17 protein-coding genes are annotated in these 16,011 nt (G+C 72.1%); 8 read left to right on the top strand and 9 right to left on the bottom strand.

The window, feature by feature from the left end; translation table 11 throughout:
• Positions 1 to 142 precede the first annotated feature (142 nt).
• From ABZ562_RS40490 to ABZ562_RS40465, 6 genes are all read right to left on the bottom strand, one after another.
• Positions 143 to 883: a response regulator transcription factor gene (locus ABZ562_RS40490; RefSeq protein ID WP_361490304.1), complete on the bottom strand. Its 741-nt coding sequence runs from the start codon at positions 881 to 883 to the stop codon at positions 143 to 145.
• Positions 884 to 997: 114 nt separating this feature from the next.
• Entirely contained in the window at positions 998 to 2,416 is a 1,419-nt protein-coding gene (locus ABZ562_RS40485) for a HAMP domain-containing sensor histidine kinase (protein WP_361490302.1), read from the bottom strand.
• Positions 2,413 to 3,153, bottom strand: a complete 741-nt coding sequence (locus tag ABZ562_RS40480) for a response regulator transcription factor (RefSeq protein WP_361490301.1) — start codon at positions 3,151 to 3,153, stop codon at positions 2,413 to 2,415. Before ABZ562_RS40480 ends, ABZ562_RS40485 begins: the two co-directional genes overlap by 4 nt.
• Positions 3,154 to 3,229: 76 nt before the next feature.
• Complete coding sequence (locus ABZ562_RS40475) at positions 3,230 to 4,321, bottom strand: trypsin-like peptidase domain-containing protein (protein WP_361490298.1); 1,092 nt, start codon at positions 4,319 to 4,321, stop codon at positions 3,230 to 3,232.
• A gap of 100 nt (positions 4,322 to 4,421) precedes the next feature.
• Positions 4,422 to 5,444: a LacI family DNA-binding transcriptional regulator gene (locus ABZ562_RS40470; protein WP_361490295.1), complete on the bottom strand. Its 1,023-nt coding sequence runs from the start codon at positions 5,442 to 5,444 to the stop codon at positions 4,422 to 4,424.
• Between the two features lie 23 nt (positions 5,445 to 5,467).
• Positions 5,468 to 6,304, bottom strand: coding sequence for a response regulator transcription factor (locus tag ABZ562_RS40465; protein WP_361490293.1), 837 nt, complete (start codon positions 6,302 to 6,304; stop codon positions 5,468 to 5,470).
• Positions 6,305 to 6,569: 265 nt separating this feature from the next.
• Here ABZ562_RS40465 and ABZ562_RS40460 point away from each other — a divergent pair, with 265 nt between their 5' ends.
• Positions 6,570 to 7,451 carry an alpha/beta fold hydrolase gene (locus tag ABZ562_RS40460; protein ID WP_361490290.1) on the top strand — a complete coding sequence of 294 codons (882 nt, stop codon included), beginning with the start codon at positions 6,570 to 6,572 and terminating at the stop codon, positions 7,449 to 7,451.
• 15 nt (positions 7,452 to 7,466) lie between these two features.
• Here ABZ562_RS40460 and ABZ562_RS40455 read toward each other — a convergent pair whose 3' ends face one another.
• Both ABZ562_RS40455 and ABZ562_RS40450 read right to left on the bottom strand, forming a co-directional pair.
• Positions 7,467 to 9,422 carry an ABC transporter ATP-binding protein gene (locus ABZ562_RS40455; RefSeq protein ID WP_361490287.1) on the bottom strand — a complete coding sequence of 652 codons (1,956 nt, stop codon included), beginning with the start codon at positions 9,420 to 9,422 and terminating at the stop codon, positions 7,467 to 7,469.
• 37 nt (positions 9,423 to 9,459) lie between these two features.
• Positions 9,460 to 11,199, bottom strand: coding sequence for an ABC transporter ATP-binding protein (locus ABZ562_RS40450; RefSeq protein WP_361490284.1), 1,740 nt, complete (start codon positions 11,197 to 11,199; stop codon positions 9,460 to 9,462).
• Positions 11,200 to 11,322: 123 nt separating this feature from the next.
• On the opposite strand from ABZ562_RS40450, the gene ABZ562_RS40445 reads away from it, so the two are divergent.
• The 7 genes from ABZ562_RS40445 (at position 11,323) to ABZ562_RS40415 (ending at position 15,520) form a co-directional block, all read left to right on the top strand.
• The gene (locus ABZ562_RS40445) at positions 11,323 to 11,598 is read left to right on the top strand and encodes a MoaD/ThiS family protein (RefSeq protein ID WP_055557278.1); all 276 of its coding nucleotides are present in this window, start codon (positions 11,323 to 11,325) and stop codon (positions 11,596 to 11,598) included.
• 11 nt (positions 11,599 to 11,609) lie between these two features.
• On the top strand, positions 11,610 to 12,770 hold the full coding sequence (locus ABZ562_RS40440) for a hypothetical protein (RefSeq protein ID WP_361490281.1): 1,161 nt from the start codon (positions 11,610 to 11,612) through the stop codon (positions 12,768 to 12,770).
• 97 nt (positions 12,771 to 12,867) lie between these two features.
• Positions 12,868 to 13,554, top strand: a complete 687-nt coding sequence (locus ABZ562_RS40435) for a DUF2993 domain-containing protein (protein ID WP_361490278.1) — start codon at positions 12,868 to 12,870, stop codon at positions 13,552 to 13,554.
• 199 nt (positions 13,555 to 13,753) lie between these two features.
• A complete protein-coding gene (locus ABZ562_RS40430) occupies positions 13,754 to 13,834 on the top strand; it encodes a putative leader peptide (RefSeq protein WP_350962106.1) in 81 nt (26 codons plus the stop codon).
• 156 nt (positions 13,835 to 13,990) lie between these two features.
• Positions 13,991 to 14,830 carry a sulfurtransferase gene (locus tag ABZ562_RS40425; RefSeq protein ID WP_361490275.1) on the top strand — a complete coding sequence of 280 codons (840 nt, stop codon included), beginning with the start codon at positions 13,991 to 13,993 and terminating at the stop codon, positions 14,828 to 14,830.
• Positions 14,831 to 14,865: 35 nt separating this feature from the next.
• Positions 14,866 to 15,153 (top strand): DUF1416 domain-containing protein, encoded by a 288-nt coding sequence (locus ABZ562_RS40420; protein WP_361490272.1) that lies wholly within the window; start codon positions 14,866 to 14,868, stop codon positions 15,151 to 15,153.
• Positions 15,154 to 15,262: 109 nt separating this feature from the next.
• Positions 15,263 to 15,520, top strand: a complete 258-nt coding sequence (locus tag ABZ562_RS40415; protein ID WP_361490269.1) for a DUF3099 domain-containing protein — start codon at positions 15,263 to 15,265, stop codon at positions 15,518 to 15,520.
• Positions 15,521 to 15,540: 20 nt separating this feature from the next.
• On the opposite strand, the gene ABZ562_RS40410 is transcribed toward ABZ562_RS40415, so the two are convergent.
• On the bottom strand, positions 15,541 to 15,903 hold the full coding sequence (locus ABZ562_RS40410; protein WP_009716112.1) for a DsrE family protein: 363 nt from the start codon (positions 15,901 to 15,903) through the stop codon (positions 15,541 to 15,543).
• Positions 15,904 to 16,011 lie beyond the last annotated feature (108 nt).

Below are 16,011 nucleotides of genomic sequence, written 5' to 3'. Positions count from 1 at the left end.
GGCACCTCGCGGCCCCGCGCTCGTCGCACGCAGCGCCGCCGCGCTCTCCTCACGCGGGTTGCGAGGCTCCCCCAGCTACCGCTGGGAGGTGCCCCTGCACCAGACGCCGCTCGCTGATCCGGCCTGATCCACACGACACCCCCTAGCCCGCGCGCAGCACGTACCCCACGCCCCGCACCGTGTGGACCACGCGTGGCTCGCCGCCCGCCTCCGTCTTGCGGCGCAGGTACATCACGTACACGTCCAGCGTGTTGGACGACGGCTCGAAGTCGAAGCCCCAGACGTCGCGGAGGATCGCGGCGCGGCTGAGGACCTGGCGGGGGCGGGACAGGAAGAGCTTCAGCAGGGCGAATTCGGTTCGGGTGAGGTCCAGGCGGCGGCCGGAGCGGGTGACCTGGCGGGTGAGGGTGTCCAGGGTCATGCCCTCGAAGGCCAGTTGCGCGCCCGGCTCCGGGCGCGCCGGGGCCTGCCAGGGAGAGGGCACAACGGCGGGCGACGCGGCGGGGGCGGCGCGGCCGCGGCGCAGCAGGGCGCGGACGCGGGCCAGCAGTTCCTCCGCCGCGTAGGGCTTGACGAGGTAGTCGTCGGCGCCGTTGTCGAGGCCGACGATGCGGTCGCCCACAGAGTCCCGCCCGGTGACCATCATGATCGGTACGGTGCGGCCGGAGGCCCGGAGGCGGCGGGCGACGGCCAGCCCGTCCAGGCCGGGCATCATCACGTCGAGCAGCACCAGATCGGGCGGTTCCTCCTCGACGCGGCGCAACGCCGTCAGGCCGTCCTCCGCCGAGTCGACCTCGTAGCCCTCGAACCGCAGGGCTCTGCCGATGGCTTCGCGTACCGAAGGCTCGTCGTCCACGACCAGGATCCGGGAAGTCTCGCGCATGGGCCCAACCTGGTGCCCGTGGCTGTGCGTCCGCTGGGTCCGGCGTGTCCGCGGGCTGAGAAGGGCCGAGGAGGGCCGAGACGGGCCGAGACGGGCCGAGAAGGGCCGAGAAGGTCAGGGGTCGAGTTCGGGCGGGGCGGTGGGGGCGCCCGGGAGGCGGAGCCAGGCGACGGTGCCGCCGCCGGGCGCGGGCCGCAGGCCCACCTCGCCGCCGCAACTCTGGACGGTGCGGGCCACGATGGACAGCCCGAGGCCGGAGCCGGGCAGGCTGCGGGCGGACGGGGAACGCCAGAACCGCTCGAAGACGTGCGGGAGTTCGTCGTCGGGAATGCCGGGGCCATGGTCCCGCACCGTCAACTCGCCCGCTCTGAGCGCGACGTCGATGACACCACCCGAAGGGCTGAACTTCACGGCGTTGTCGAGGAGGTTGACCAGGGCCCGTTCCAGGGCGGTGGCCTCGCCGCGTACGTACCAGGGCTCGATCGAGGCGTCGAGGGTCAGCCCGGTGCCCCGCAGCCGGGCCCGCCGCAGGGCGGTGTCCGCGATCTCGTGCAGCGCGACCACCTGGGGCGGCCCGCTGCCGGGCAGCGCGTCCGGGCGGGACAGCTCCTGCAGATCGCCGATCAGCGCCGCCAGTTCGGTCATCTGCGCCTTGACGCTGCTCATGAGCGCCTTGCGGTCTTCCGGCGGCAGGGCGCGGCCGGTCTCGTCGCTGCGGGCGAGGAGTTCGACGTTGGTGCGCAGCGAGGTGAGCGGGGTGCGCAGCTCGTGGCCCGCGTCGGCGATCAGCTGCTGCTGACGGTCGCGGGAGGAGGCGAGGGCGGCGGTCATGGCGTTGAACGAGCGGGACAGCCGGGCGATCTCGTCGTCGCCCTCGGCGGGGATGCGGACGGCCAGGTCCTCGGTGCGGGCCACGTGCTCCACGGCGTGGGTCAGCCGGTCCACCGGCTTCAGCCCGGTCCGGGCGATCCACAGCCCGGCCGCCCCGGCGCCGACGACGCCGATGCCGGCGACGAGGGCGAGGACGAGCGCGAGCGTGTTCAGCGGGTCCTGGATCTCGCTGAGCGGGCGGGCCATGGAGACGGCGATGCCGCGCGGCAGCGGGCTGTCGGGGCCGGCGGACGGCCGGTAGGTGAAGACGCGCATGTCGCGGCCGTCCGCGGCGGTCGCGTCGTGCAGCGCGGTCGGCCGCTGTCCGGTGGCGACCGCCACGTCGTCGGCGCTGACCGGCAGCTCCGTCGCCCCGGGCTGGGGGCAGCGATTGCCGTCGGGCAGGACGATCTGCACGGAGTACGAGCCGAGGGCGCGCGGGGTGTGGCCGTCGGCGCCGTCGGGGTTCTGGCACGCGTCGAGGATGCTCACCACATTGCGCTCGTCGACCTTGACGTTGCGCAGCGACGAGTCGAGCTGGGCGCTGAGCTGTTCGCGCACGATCAGCCAGCACGCGAACGCCGACGCCGCGACCGCCACCGCGACCGCCACCGCGGTCAGCAGGGCCAGGCGCGAGCGCAGCGGGAGTCCGCGGAGCCTCACGACGGCTCGCCCTCCGCCGACCGCAGGACGTAGCCCACGCCGCGCACCGTGTGGACGAGCCGCGGCTCCCCGGCCGCCTCGGTCTTGCGGCGCAGATACATCACGTACACGTCGAGCGAGTTGGACGACGGCTCGAAGTCGAAGCCCCATACGGCCTTCAGGATCTGCTCGCGGGTGAGGACCTGGCGCGGATGCGCGAGGAACATCTCCAGCAGCGTGAACTCGGTGCGGGTCAGCTCCACGCGCCGCCCGCCCCGGGTGACCTCGCGCGTCACCAGGTCCATCCGCAGGTCGCCGAAGGACATCGTGTCGTCGTCGGCGACCGGCGCGCCCGCCGCGGCCGCGTACGAGCTGCGGCGCAGCAGGGCGCGGATGCGGGCCAGCAACTCGTCCAGCTCGAAGGGCTTGACGAGGTAGTCGTCCGCGCCCGCGTCGAGGCCGGTGACCCGGTCGCCGACCGTGTCGCGTGCGGTGAGCATCAGGATGGGCACGGTCACGCCGGTGGCGCGCAGCCGCCGGGCGGCGGTGAGCCCGTCCATGCGGGGCATCAGCACGTCGAGCACGATCAGCTCCGGGTCGTACGTACCGGCCTTCTCCAGGGCGTCCAGTCCGTCGACGGCGGTGTCGGTCGCGTAGCCCTCGAAGGCGAGGCTGCGCCGCAGCGCCTCGCGGACGGCCGGCTCGTCGTCGACGATCAGGATGCGGGCGGGCTGATCGCCGTGGTCGGCGGGGCTCATGGATCGGTTTCCTTAACGGTGGGCGGGGCGGGAGCGATGCTGTCAGCCTCGCACGACCAGCCGCTGCCGGGGCGGCTCAGCTGTTGCCGCTGCCGCCCTCGCGCAGGGCGGAGAGGTCGGACTTGACGGTGTCGACGGGGATCGAGAAGCCGAGCCCGATGCTGCCCGCGCCGCTGCTCTGGCCGGAGGCCGGGGCGTACATGGCGGAGTTGATCCCGATGACCTGGCCCTTCATGTTGATGAGGGCGCCGCCGGAGTTGCCGGGGTTGAGCGAGGCGTCGGTCTGGATGGCCTTGTACGTGGTCGTCGACTGGCCGACGTCGCCGTTGTAGCGGCCGCCGCCGAACTCGAAGGGCCACTGGCCGCCGCCCTGCTGCTGCCCCTGGCCCTCGTCGGTGGAGACGGTGACGTCGCGGTCGAGCGCGGAGACGATGCCGCTGGTCACGGTGCCGGTCAGCCCCTCGGGCGAGCCGATGGCCACGACCTGGTCGCCGACCTTGACCTGGCTGGAGTCGCCGAGGGACGCGGCCTTCAGGCCGCTCGCGCCCCGCACCTTGATCAGGGCCAGGTCCTTGCCGCTGTCGGTGCCGACGACCGACGCGCTCTTGGTGCTGCCGTCGCTGAACCTCACCTTGATCGAATCGGCGCCGGAGACCACGTGGTTGTTGGTGATGATCTCGCCGCCGCTGGTGATGATCACACCGGAGCCGGTGGACTCCCCGTCGGTGGACGTCGCGCTGATCTCCACGATGCTGGGGCTCACGGCCGCCGCCACGGCGGACACGCCGCTGCCGGTGCTGCTGGAGTTGGCGTTGACCACCGGGGTCGAGACGGTCGTGTCCCCCCGGTCCGCCGCCTGGCCGACCAGGGCCGCCGTACCGCCGCCCACCAGCGCCGAGACCACCGCCACGGCGGCGATGAGCCCGGCCGACCGGGAGAGCCGCCGCCTACGGCGGCCACCGCCGCCGGGGTGCGGCGTCTCGGTGGTGCCCCCACCGCCGACGCCGCCGCTGTCGCCGGTTCCGCCGCCCGGCCACACGGTGACCCCGGACGGGGTGGTCACCGGCGTCTGCGGCTCATGGGTGGGCGGCGGCGGGTAGGCCGCCGCGCCGCCGTACGCGTAGGGATAGGGCTCGTGGTCGCCGCTACGGCGTGGGCTGTCGGTCATGTCTATGACTGTGCGGCGGAAGTATGAGAACAGGCTGAGGACCTGCTGAGAAGCAGGGCAGAAGTCGGTATGCCCGGTATAAGGAAGCCCGGTGCCGGCCCTACGAACAGCCGCAGGAGCGCCGCACCACCAGCGCGGAGGGGAACTGCCGCATCCGCTCCCGGCGTGAGACCGCCAGCCGCGGCCCGTCCTCCAGCACCAGGTCGACCGCCGCGCGCGCCATCGCGGGCCGGTCGGAGCCGACCGTGGTCAGCGGCGGGTCGGTCAGCCCCGCCTCCTTGACGTCGTCGAAGCCCGCGACCGCCAGCTCCCCGGGGACGTCGATGCGCAGCTCACGCGCCGCCCTCAGCACCCCGAACGCCTGGTCGTCGGTGGCGCAGAAGATCGCCGGGGGACGGTCGGGGCCGGCCAGCAGGCCGAGGGCGACCTGGTAGGCGTCGTACCGGTTGTACGGGGCCTGGAACAGCCGCCCCTCCGTGGACCGCCCGGCCTCCCGCATCGCCCGGCGCCACCCCACGACGTGGTCGGTCACCGGGTCGCCGACGGTCGGGGTTATCTCGGTGCCGCCGAGGCAGGCCACATAGGGGTGGCCGTGCTCCAGCAGGTGGCGCACCGCGAGCTGGGCGCCGCCGATGTCGTCCAGCACCACGGCCACGTCGTCGATCGCCTCGGGCCGCTCGTGCAGCAGCACCACGCGGGCGTCCCACGCCTCGATCTCGGCAGCGGCGTTCTCGCTGGGGCCCTGGCTGATGAGGATCAGCCCGGACACCCGCATCCCCAGGAAGGCGCGCAGATAGTGCACCTCGCGCTCGTCCAGGTAGTCGGAGTTGCCGACCAGCACCATCTTGCCGCGCTCGGCGGCGGCCTGTTCGACGGCATGCGCCATCTCGGCGAAGAACGGCTGGCGGGCGTCCGGCACGATCAGCCCTATGAGGTCGGTCCGCCGGCTCGCCATCGCCTGGGCGACCCGGTCGGGCCGGTAGCCCAGCTCCTTGATCGCGGCGAGTACCCGCTCGCGCGTGGCCGGGGCGACCGGCCGCGGCCCGTTATTGATGACGTAACTGACGACCGCGGTCGAGGTCCCCGCCAGCCTTGCCACATCATCCCGCGTCACCTTGGCCACGCGCGAAGTCTACGCGGGTCCAGCTAGGTCTTGACCGTCCGTGCGGGCCCCGCTTCGCCCGCGGACCGCGCACCGCCGCCGGACGGGCCGGACGGACCCGAGCCGGTGGCCTCCCGGGACGCGGGTCCGGTCTCCCGGGACGCCGCCCGGGCGCGATCCTCCGCGGCGGCCCGCTCCGCGCGCTCGACCTTCTCCGGGGTGACGAAGCGGTAGCCGACGTTACGGACGGTCCCGATCAGCGACTCGTGCTCCGGGCCCAGCTTGGCCCGCAGCCGCCGTACGTGCACGTCGACCGTGCGCGTGCCGCCGAAGTAGTCGTAGCCCCAGACCTCCTGCAGCAGCTGCGCCCGGGTGAAGACCCGGCCGGGGTGCTGGGCGAGGTACTTCAGCAGCTCGAACTCCTTGAAGGTGAGGTCGAGCACCCGCCCCTTGAGCTTGGCGCTGTAGGTGGCCTCGTCCACCGACAGATCACCGTTGCGGATCTCCATCGGGCTGTCGTCGGTGGTGATCTGCTGGCGGCCCATGGCCAGCCGCAGCCGGGCCTCGACCTCGGCCGGCCCCGCGGTGTCCAGCAGCACGTCGTCGATGCCCCAGTCGGCGGTGACGGCGGCGAGCCCGCCCTCGGTCACCACCAGGACCAGCGGACAGCCGGGGCCGGTCGACCGCAGCAGCTGGCACAGGCTGCGCACCTGCGGCAGATCGCGGCGGCCGTCGATCAGGATGACGTCGGCACCGGGGGTGTCCACCAGGGCCGGGCCCTCCGCCGGGGCGACCCGCACGCTGTGCAGCAGCAGGCCGAGGGCGGGGAGCACCTCCGTCGAGGGCTGGAGTGCGTTGGTCAGCAGCAGGAGGGAACTCATCGTCCACCACCCGCCCCTGCCGTGATGGTGATGATGTGCACGCTTCGCTCGCCCATTGCCTCGGTTTCCTCCTCGGTCCCTGCGAGAGGGGGGCACCTCCCAGGCTCCGGCCTGGGGGAGTCTGCGGCTACTGCTTCGTACGGTTCTGCTCGCGCTCCCGGGGCAAACGCGCGTCTCAGTGCTCAAACGCGCGCGGTGCCCTTGAAAGCACAAAAGGACCCGGGGGCGACGTTGCCCGGATCCTTCACCCAGCAGAATAACCCACATGACACCCGGTGGAGAGGCTGAATCTGCTCGTCGTTTCCTTCCCCCGGCCGCCGCGGGCGCTCGGAGAGCCACGCTGCTCACCGAGGACGGGGTCCCGATCGAGACCCGTTACGAGCCTTCCCGGGCGGGCGGCATCCCATCCGCCGGGGCGCCTGTGATCGTGGTCGCGCACGGTTTCACCGGCTCCCTGGAGCGGCCCGCGCTGCGCCGGGTGGCGTCGGCGTTCACGCAGCGTACGGCCGTGATCACGTTCTCCTTCCGGGGGCACGGCCGGTCCGGCGGCCGGTCCACGGTCGGCGACCGGGAGGTGCTGGATCTCGCGGCCGCGGTGCGCTGGGCCCGGGACCTCGGCCACCGGCGGGTGATCACGGTCGGCTTCTCGATGGGCGGCTCCGTGGTGCTCCGCCATGCGGCGCTGGCCGCTCAGAACAAGCAGAACACGCCGGATCCGGATGAGGAGCGCGAGGGGCGCACGGGGGCGCACGCCTCGGGGGCGGACGCGGTCGTCGCCGTGAGCGCGCCCGCGCGCTGGTACTACCGGGGGACGGCCCCGATGCGCCGCGTCCACTGGGCGATCACCCGGCCGACCGGCCGGCTGGTCTCCCGCTACGGGCTGCGCACCCGGATCGACGCCCGCGGCTGGAACCCGGAGCCGCTGCCGCCGGTGGCGGCGGTCGCCCGGATCGCGCCGACGCCGCTGCTGATCGTGCACGGCGACCGGGACCCGTACTTCCCGCTGGACCATCCGCGGATGCTGATGGCGGCGGCGGACCGGGCGTCCACGGAGCTGTGGATCGAGCCGGGCTTCGGCCACGCGGAGACGGCGGCCCCGGCGGAGCTGCTGGACCGGGTCGCGGGATGGGCGCTGGCCCACACCTGACCCGGTCCAGGGCCGTCACTCCGGTTCGGCCACCGGCTCCGCGAACTGGGCCGCGTACAGCCGGGCGTACGCGCCCTGGGCCGCCACCAGGGAGTCGTGGCTGCCCTGCTCCACGATGCGGCCCGACTCCATCACCAGGATCACGTCCGCGTCCCGGATCGTGGAGAGCCGGTGGGCGATCACGAAGCTGGTGCGGCCGGTGCGCAGCGAGGCCATCGCGTGCTGGATGAGGACCTCGGTGCGGGTGTCGACGGAGCTGGTCGCCTCGTCCAGGACCAGGATGGACGGCCCGGAGAGGAAGGCGCGGGCGATGGTGATCAGCTGCTTCTCGCCGACGCTGACGTTGGAACCCTCCTCGTCGATCACCGTGTCGTAGCCGTCGGGCAGGGTGCGCACGAAGCGGTCCACGTGGGTGGCCTTCGCCGCCTCCACGATCGCCTCGTGGGAGGCGCCCTCCGAGCCGTACGCGATGTTGTCCGCGATGGTGCCGCCGAACAGCCAGGTGTCCTGGAGGACCATGCCGATGTGGGAGCGCAGCTCCTCGCGCGGCATGGTGGCGATGTCGACGCCGTCGAGCGTGATGCGGCCGCCGCTGACCTCGTAGAACCGCATCAGCAGATTGACCAGGGTGGTCTTGCCCGCGCCGGTCGGGCCGACGATGGCCACGGTCTGGCCGGGGCTCACCGACAGCGAGAGCCCGTCGATGAGGGGCGTGTCGGGCTGGTAGCGGAAGGAGACGTCCTCGAACTCGACCTGGCCGAGCACGGTGCGCGGCCCCACCGGCCCCTCCGGGTCCGGGGTCTGCTCCTCCGCGTCCAGCAGCTCGAAGACCCGCTCGGCGGAGGCGACGCCCGACTGGACCATGTTGGCCATGGACGCCACCTGGGTGAGCGGCTGGCTGAACTGCCGGGAGTACTGGACGAACGCCTGGACGTCGCCGATCGACAGCGCCCCGCTCGCCACCCGCAGCCCGCCGGCCACGGCGACCAGGACGTAGTTGAGGTTGCCGATGAACGCCATCGCGGGCTGGATGAGCCCGGAGATGAACTGGGCGCGGAAGCCCGCCTCGTACAGCTTCTCGTTCTGCGCGCGGAAGGTCGCGGCGGACTCCTTCTCCCGCCCGAAGACCTTCACCAGCGCGTGGCCGGTGTACATCTCCTCGATGTGGGCGTTGAGCCGGCCCGTGGTCTTCCACTGCTGTACGAACTGGGGCTGGGCGCGCTTGCCGACGCGCGTCGCGACCAGCACCGACACCGGGACGGTGACCAGCGCGACCAGCGCCAGCAGCGGCGAGATCCAGAACATCATGGCCAGCACGCCGACCAGGGTCAGAGTCGAGGCCATGATCTGGCTGAGGGTCTGCTGCAGCGTCTGCTGGATGTTGTCGATGTCGTTGGTGGCCCGCGACAGCACCTCGCCGCGCGACTGCCGGTCGAAGTACGACAGCGGCAGCCGCGCCAGCTTGTGCTCGACGTCCTCGCGCAGCCGGAAGACCGCGCGCTGGACGACGTTCGTGGCGACCCGGGCCTGGATCAGGTTGAGGAGCGAGGCCACGACGTACAGGCCCAGCGCCCACAGCAGGACGGTGCCGACGGCGCCGAAGTCGATGCCCTGGCCGGGCGTCACGTTCATCGCGGCGACCATGTCGGCCACCGTCCCCTGGCCGCTGTCGCGCAGGTGCTGGACGGCCTCGGCCTTGGTGAGGCCGTCGGGCAGCCGCCGGCCGATGATGCCCGCGAAGATCAGGTCGGTGGCGTGGCCGAGCACCTTGGGGCCCAGCACCGTCAGCGTGATGCTGACCGTGCACAGGGCGAGCACGGCGAAGGCGATACCGCGCTCGGGGCGCAGAGCGGCCAGCAGACGGCGGCCGGAACCGCGGAAGTCCATGGACCGCTCGACGGGCTGGCCGCCCATGAAGCGGCCGGGCCCGGCGGCGGGCGCGGGGCCCCTGCGGGGTGCCGGGGTACTCATACGCTGCCCTTCCATCGAGGCGACCGGGACGGACGGCTCATGCGGCCTCCTGCTCGGTGAGCTGGGAGAGCACGATCTCCCGGTAGGTCTGGTTGCCGTCCATCAGCTCGCCATGGGTGCCACTGCCGACGACGCGCCCCTCGTCGAGGACCACGATCCGGTCGGCGCCACGGATGGTCGACACCCGCTGGGCGACGATGACGACGGTCGCGTCCCCCGTCTCGTCCGTCAGCGCCGCCCGCAGCCGGGCGTCGGTGGCGTAGTCGAGTGCCGAGAAGGAGTCGTCGAAGAGGTAGACGGACGGCTTGAGGACCAGGGCGCGGGCGATCGCCAGCCGCTGTCGCTGCCCGCCGGAGACATTGGAGCCGCCCTGGGCGATGGGCGCTTCCAGGCCGCCCTCCATGGCCTCGACGAAGTCCCGCGCCTGGGCGGTCTCCAGGGCCCGCCACAGCTCCTCGTCGGTGGCGTCCGGGTTTCCGTACCGCAGGTTGGAGGCGACGGTGCCGGAGAAGAGGTACGGCTTCTGCGGTACGAGGCCGATGGACCGGGTCATCACCGCGGGGTCGAGGTCGCGTACGTCCACGCCGTCGAGGTGGACGCTGCCGTCGGTCGCGTCGAACAGCCGGGGCACCAGCCCCAGGAGGGTGGACTTGCCGCTGCCGGTGGAGCCGATGACGGCCGTGGTCCGGCCGGGGTGGGCGGTCAGCGAGATGTCGCGCAGCACGGGCTCCTCGGCGCCCGGGTAGCGGAACTCCACGCCCCGCAGCTCCAGCAGCCCGCGGCCGCCGCCGGCGGGGAGCGCGACCGGCTTCAGGGGCGGGACGACGCTGGTCCCGGTGTCGAGCACCTCCTGGACGCGCTCGGCGCACACCTCGGCGCGCGGCACCATCATGAACATGAAGGTGGCCATCATCACCGATTGCAGGATCTGCATGAGATAGCTGATGAAGGCGGTCAGCGCGCCGATCTGCATCCCGCCGCTGTCGATGCGGTGACCGCCCGCCCACACCACGGCGACGCTGGAGAGGTTCACCACCAGCATCACGGTGGGGAACATCAGCGACATCAGCCGCCCGGCCCGCAGCGATACGTCCATCAGCGCGGTGTTGGCGCCGGTGAACCGGGTCCGCTCATGCCCGTCGCGGACGAAGGCCCGGATCACCCGGATGCCGGTGATCTGCTCGCGCAGCACCCGGTTGACGGTGTCGATGCGCTCCTGGACGTGCCGGAACAGCGGGCGCATCCGGCGGACGATGAGGGTGACGGTGATGCCCAGCACCGGCACGATCAGCAGCAGCAGCCCGGAGAGCGGCACGTCCTGATTGAGCGCCATGGCGATGCCGCCGACGCACATGATGGGCGCCGACACCATCAGCGTGAACGACATCAGGCACAGCATCTGCACCTGCTGCACGTCGTTGGTGGTGCGGGTGATCAGCGAGGGAGCCCCGAACCGGCCCATCTCACGGGCGGAGAAGGACTGGACCCGGTCGAAGACATCGGCCCGGATGTCCCGGCCGAGCGCCATGGCGGTGCGGGCGCCGAAGTAGACGGCGCAGATCGCGCACACGATCTGCACCAGCGTGACGGCGATCATCACGCCGCCGGTGGTGAGGATGTAGCCGGTGTCGCCCTTGACGACGCCGTCGTCGATGATGTCGGCGTTGAGGGTGGGCAGATAGAGGGTCGCCAGTGTCTGCACGAGCTGCAGTAGCACGATCAAAGTGATCGTTCGGGTATAGGGCCTCAGATACGCCCGTATGAGTCGGACCAGCACACCGAAACCCTAAGCGAGCAGGCCCGGATAAGGCCCGGGTTTTGCCCGGGGCGTACCGCGTCCGCGAGGCCCTCCCGCACCCGTCATCATGGAGGACGGCAGACGACGGGAGAGGGACACGCGATGGCGCTGAAGAAAACGCCCGCCGGAACCATCCGGTACTGGGCCGCGGCCCGGGCGGCGGCAGGCACCGCCGAGGAGCCGTACGCCGCGGCGACGCTGGCCGACGCGCTCGACGCGGCCCGCGAGCGGCACGCCCTGCGTCCGGAGTTCTCCCGGGTCCTGCTGCGCTGTTCGTTCCTGGTCGACGGCGCGCCCGTCGGCACCCGTGATCACACGACGGTCCAATTGGCCGAGGGCGGCACGGTCGAGGTGCTTCCGCCGTTCGCAGGAGGGTGACCTACGACGTCATGAGCAACCAGCCGCACGATCCGCAGCAACCGTACGAGCCGCCTGGGCCGTACGGGTCCTACCCGCCGCCGTACGAGGGACAGCAGCAGCCGCCGCCCGCCGACCCCTACGGCGCGTACGTCCAGGAGCAGCCCGGGTACGGCTACCCGCAGCAGCAGGCGTACGCACAGCAGCAGTACCAGCAGCAGCAACATCCCCAGCAGCAGTACCAGCAACAGCAGCCGTACGCGGATCCGTATGCCGCGCAGCAGCAGTACGCGGCGGGCTGGGACCAGCAGCGGCACTACGCGCAGCAGCAGCACCAACAGCAGCACCAACAGGCCGCGCACCCCCGCCCGCAGGCGGAGCGGCCCGCCGCGCCCGAGCCCACCGCGCCCGAGCCCGCCCGGCCGATGACGGCCGCCGAGAAGGCGCGCGCCGAGGGCCGCCCCCAGATCATCGATCCCGGGCTGCGGCCGGCCGCCCTCACGGCCGTGCTGGCCGCCCTGCTCGCGGCCACCGCGCCGCTCGGCCAGTTCGGGGTCGCCGTCGTCGTGGCGCTGCTGCAGGCGGTCACGGCGGCGGGCTGGTTCCGGCTGAACGGCATGTGGCCCGCCCGGCAGGGCATCGCACTCGCCTTCGCGGGCGGCCTGGCGGCCGACGCCGGGCTGCTCGCCACCGAGCGCGTCCACGCCCCGACGGTGCTCATCGGCGCGATCGGCGTCTGGCTGCTGCTGGTGATCGTCCTCCAGCTGCGCAGCCACGCCTCGGCCGACGAGCGGCTGTACGGGCTGACCGCGGCGGTCGCCTCGAGCGCCCTCGCCGTGATCGCGGCCGGGTATCTGGCCGCCGTCGCCGAGTCCTCGGACGCCGTGGTGGTGGGCGCCGCCGCGGTCGCCGTGGGCACCCTGGCCCGCGCACTGCCGCTGCCGACGCCCGCCGCCGTCGCCCTCGGGCTGCTCGCGGCCGCCGGGGCGGGCGTCGGGGCCGGGCAGCTCACCGGCACCGGGACCGCCCCGGCCGCCGTGCTGGGGCTCGCGGCCGGGGCGTGTGCGCTGATGGGGCTGCGGGTCACGGCGTACGACTACCCGTCCCGCTTCGTCCACATGACGGCCGGGGTGGCCCTGCCGCTCGCGGCCGCCGCGCCGGCCGTCTATGTGCTGGGCCGCGCCCTGGTCTGATGCGCTGGTCTGAGGGGGTAGGTCCCCAGGTGTCCACCCCCTATAGGCTCGCTGCATCAGGCGAGGGCCTGAGCGAGAGCCTGGGGGATCTACGGATATGCGCGCACTACGCATCACACTGATCGTCGCCGTCATACTCGGCGGTCTCTTCGTCGGCGCCGACCGGCTGGCGGTCTCCATGGCGGAGTCCAAGGCCGCCGACAAGATCAAGAGTTCACAGGGGCTGACCACCGCCCCCAGCGTCTCGATCAAGGGCTTTCCGTTCCTGACCCAGGTCGTGGGCAAGGAGCTGGACGAGGTGGACGTCGGCGTGGACGGGCTGACGACGGACGCGGGCGGCGGGACCACCGTCCGCGTCTCCGAGCTGGACGCCCAGCTGCACGACGTCCGCATCGGGGGGAACTTCTCCACGGCCACCGCGGACCGGGCCAGCGGCTCGGCCCACATCTCCTACGCGGACCTCTCCCGGGCCGCGGGCCCGGGGGTGACGGTGAGCTACGACCCGTCGGGGGGCAACCAGGTCAAGATCACCGGGAATCTGCTGGGCTTCAGCCTCAGCGCCCGCTCCAGCGTGACGATCGTCAACGGGGACACGATCAAGCTGCACGCCGAGCGCATCCCGGGCGGCTCCATCCCGCAGTGGGAGGACAAGGTGCGCGAGCGCACCGACATGGAGCGGAAGATCGACGGCATGCCGCGGGGCATGCGGCTGGAGACGGTGAAGACCGACCAGGACGGCATAGACGTCTCGGTCGCGGGTAATAACGTCGCGTTGACGGGCTGACCCGCCCGGTACGGAGCGTCTCGCGTCCATCTGACGAGACGATCATGTCCGCGATGACAGACACCGACGGCCGCCGGGCACCCCGGCGGCCGTTCCGCAGGGGCTGCCACACCCCTCCGCGTCCACATCGCGGACATCAGTGTCTCATCATGCGACACACCGGTGACATGCCCGCCCGTCCGTCCTTACGATCGGACCCATGAAGCGACAGGCGGATCTCACGAAGCGGCGGGCAGTCGACCTGTGCCGCGTCGCCGCCATGCTCTGTCGCGCCGTCTGAAACCGAGGGCGCGCACGGCCACCGCAGCTTCGGCCCCGCCCCTCCGGCCCGTCCACCGGGCCGTCCCGCACTCCGCTCGTACGCTCGCGACCAGGCTCCGCGCAGCGCCGCGCGTCGAGCGCCCGTACCGCCGCAACTGCCCCGGAGGAGAGATACATGAGCCGCAGTGACGTCCTGGTGGACGCCGACTGGGTACAGGCCCGCATCGATGACCCCAAGACGGTCATCGTGGAGGTCGACGAGGACACGTCCGCCTACGACAAGAACCACATCAAGAACGCCATCCGGATCGACTGGAAGCAGGACCTCCAGGACCCGGTGCGCCGTGACTTCGTGGACCAGGCGGGCTTCGAGAAGCTGCTGTCCGAGAAGGGCATCGCCAACGACGACACCGTCGTCCTCTACGGCGGCAACAACAACTGGTTCGCGTCGTACGCCTACTGGTACTTCAAGCTCTACGGCCACCAGGACGTGAAGCTCCTCGACGGCGGCCGCAAGAAGTGGGAGCTGGACTCGCGCGACCTGGTCGCCGAGGTCCCGACCCGCGCGAAGACCGAGTACAAGGCCAAGCCGCAGGACACCTCGATCCGCGCCTTCCGCGACGACGTCGTGGCGGCCATCGGCAACCTGAACCTCGTCGACGTCCGCTCGCCCGACGAGTTCTCCGGCAAGCTGCTCGCCCCGGCCCACCTCCCGCAGGAGCAGTCGCAGCGCGCGGGCCACGTCCCGAGCGCCCGCAACATCCCGTGGTCGAAGTCGGCCAACGACGACGGCACCTTCAAGTCCGACGACCAGCTCAAGGAGCTGTACGAGGGCGAGGGCGTCGACCTGTCGAAGGACACCATCGCCTACTGCCGCATCGGTGAGCGCTCCGCGCACACCTGGTTCGTGCTGCACGAGCTGCTCGGCCAGACCAACGTCAAGAACTACGACGGTTCCTGGACCGAGTACGGCTCGCTGGTGGGCGTGCCGATCGAGCTCGGCTCCGGCAGCTGACCCCTCTCCTCCCCGAAACACGTAAGGACAGACACATGTGTGGAGCGCAGACAGGCGGCCCCGACGCCTCGACCATCAAGCCCGGTGAGACCACGATCCAGGGCCAGGTGACCCGCGACGGCGAGCCCGTCACCGGCTACGTGCGCCTCCTGGACAGCACGGGCGAGTTCACCGCCGAGGTCCCCACCTCCGCGACCGGACAGTTCCGCTTCTACGCCGCCGAGGGCACCTGGACGCTGCGCGCCCTGGTCCCGGGCGGCACCGCCGACCGCACGGTCGTCGCCCAGAAGGGCGGTCTGGCGGAGGTCGCCATCACCGTCTGACGCCCCCACGCGTCGTACAGCAGAAGGGCCGCATCCCGGGGTTGGACGCCTCGGCGGGATGCGGCCCTTCCGCCTGTCGGCGCGGGAGCCCCGGACGTATCCTGGCCATATGTACGCGCGACGCCGCCACGCATACTTCTTCCTGATGGGCGCGTGTCTGACGCTCTTCATCTCGGCCTGGGCCTTCGTGCGTCTGTGGTCCGTGCCCGCCGCCGTCGCGATGTGCGTCGTCGCGATGGTCATCCCGCCGCTGGCGGCCATCGTCGCCAACCGCCGGGGCCCGCAGGACCGCTGGTGGGACGAGTCGGGGGATCCGGAGTCCGACCGGTGGTGGCGGGAGCTGGACGAGCACCACCACCGGCACTGAGCGGCGGGGCCGGTACGGGGTCAGTAGACGAGCGCCTGCACGCCGTCCGGCATGATCTCGCTCACGAAGACCTGCGCCCCCGCGATCCGGGCGCCCTCGATCAGATCCGCCTCGTCGATCTCCCGCCGCGCCGCGCACTGGCTGCACACGGTGATCGTCCCGCCCGCCAGGATGCCGCTGATCAGCTCCGGCAGCGGCGCCGCGTGGGGCAGCGAGAAGTCCGCCGCCCGGCCCGGCAGCGCGAACCACGTCGACTCGCCGGTCAGCCACAGCGAGACCTCGACCCCGCTGGCCACGGCCACCGCCGCCACCGTGAACGCCTGCGAGCACCGCTCGGGCGCGTCCGCGCCCGCCGTCACCTTGATCACGAGCTTGTTCGCCATGCCGTACAGCCTAAGGGGGTGTCTTGTCGATCAGGCCGGATCAGCGAGCGGCGTCTGGTGCGGTAGCTCGCAACCCGCGTGAGGAGAGCGCAGCGGCGCTGCGTGCGA

Origin of the sequence: Streptomyces sp. NPDC019937 (assembly GCF_040631655.1) — a bacterium.
In the GTDB taxonomy this organism is placed as follows: domain Bacteria; phylum Actinomycetota; class Actinomycetes; order Streptomycetales; family Streptomycetaceae; genus Streptomyces.
The sequence above is the reverse complement of the archived record's forward strand: the minus strand, read 5'-3'. Positions and strand labels throughout refer to the sequence as shown.

Bases quoted from the DNA above. Each gene is read 5' to 3' on its own strand.
- ABZ562_RS40490 (WP_361490304.1), bottom strand. From the start codon at position 883: ATGCGCGAGACTTCCCGGATCCTGGTCGTGGACGACGAGCCTTCGGTA.
- ABZ562_RS40480 (WP_361490301.1), bottom strand. From the start codon at position 3,153: ATGAGCCCCGCCGACCACGGCGATCAGCCCGCCCGCATCCTGATCGTC.
- ABZ562_RS40475 (WP_361490298.1), bottom strand. From the start codon at position 4,321: ATGACCGACAGCCCACGCCGTAGCGGCGACCACGAGCCCTATCCCTAC.
- ABZ562_RS40465 (WP_361490293.1), bottom strand. From the start codon at position 6,304: ATGAGTTCCCTCCTGCTGCTGACCAACGCACTCCAGCCCTCGACGGAG.
- ABZ562_RS40460 (WP_361490290.1), top strand. From the start codon at position 6,570: ATGACACCCGGTGGAGAGGCTGAATCTGCTCGTCGTTTCCTTCCCCCG.
- ABZ562_RS40455 (WP_361490287.1), bottom strand. From the start codon at position 9,422: ATGAGTACCCCGGCACCCCGCAGGGGCCCCGCGCCCGCCGCCGGGCCC.
- ABZ562_RS40445 (WP_055557278.1), top strand. From the start codon at position 11,323: ATGGCGCTGAAGAAAACGCCCGCCGGAACCATCCGGTACTGGGCCGCG.
- ABZ562_RS40440 (WP_361490281.1), top strand. From the start codon at position 11,610: ATGAGCAACCAGCCGCACGATCCGCAGCAACCGTACGAGCCGCCTGGG.
- ABZ562_RS40435 (WP_361490278.1), top strand. From the start codon at position 12,868: ATGCGCGCACTACGCATCACACTGATCGTCGCCGTCATACTCGGCGGT.
- ABZ562_RS40430 (WP_350962106.1), top strand. From the start codon at position 13,754: ATGAAGCGACAGGCGGATCTCACGAAGCGGCGGGCAGTCGACCTGTGC.
- ABZ562_RS40425 (WP_361490275.1), top strand. From the start codon at position 13,991: ATGAGCCGCAGTGACGTCCTGGTGGACGCCGACTGGGTACAGGCCCGC.
- ABZ562_RS40420 (WP_361490272.1), top strand. From the start codon at position 14,866: ATGTGTGGAGCGCAGACAGGCGGCCCCGACGCCTCGACCATCAAGCCC.
- ABZ562_RS40415 (WP_361490269.1), top strand. From the start codon at position 15,263: ATGTACGCGCGACGCCGCCACGCATACTTCTTCCTGATGGGCGCGTGT.
- ABZ562_RS40410 (WP_009716112.1), bottom strand. From the start codon at position 15,903: ATGGCGAACAAGCTCGTGATCAAGGTGACGGCGGGCGCGGACGCGCCC.